Origin of the sequence: Halomonas sp. ND22Bw (assembly GCF_003011945.1) — a bacterium.
Lineage (GTDB): Bacteria > Pseudomonadota > Gammaproteobacteria > Pseudomonadales > Halomonadaceae > Halomonas > Halomonas halophila.
Genome location: NZ_PXWD01000643.1, coordinates 1 through 280, shown reverse-complemented (window position 1 = coordinate 280; position 280 = coordinate 1). Strand labels below are relative to the sequence as shown.

The 280-nt window shown below is 63.9% G+C and carries 1 protein-coding gene; it reads right to left on the bottom strand.

Annotated features, from left to right (window positions below; genetic code table 11):
- Positions 1-79 precede the first annotated feature (79 nt).
- Positions 80-169: a NepR family anti-sigma factor gene (locus CVH10_RS26770; protein ID WP_165927158.1), complete on the bottom strand. Its 90-nt coding sequence runs from the start codon at positions 167-169 to the stop codon at positions 80-82.
- Between the last annotated feature and the right edge of the window lie 111 nt (positions 170-280).

Sequence of the window (280 nt, the reverse complement as noted above, 5' to 3'; positions counted from 1 at the left end):
GCCAGCGGGCGAACATGTCGCCGCGCGTGGTCACCGGTCTTTCCTGTTCGGGCATGGATGGGGCGACGGCCATCGGCCGTCAGTCGAGCTTACCGAGCAGCGAAAGCAGGTCGTCCGGCACCGCTTCCTCCACCGTCTTCTGATAGACGGAGCGAAGCGCCGATCCCATGTCCCTGTTCTTCGATTGCGCGGCAGTGCCTTTTTTGGGCTTCTCCTGCGCCTTGTTCTCCGACGTCAACGCTTACCCCCCAAAGCGACACTGCGGCCAGATGGCGGGCAG

Excerpts from the sequence above, each read along its gene's own strand:
- CVH10_RS26770 (WP_165927158.1), bottom strand. The coding sequence starts at position 169 with ATGGGATCGGCGCTTCGCTCCGTCTATCAGAAGACGGTGGAGGAAGCG.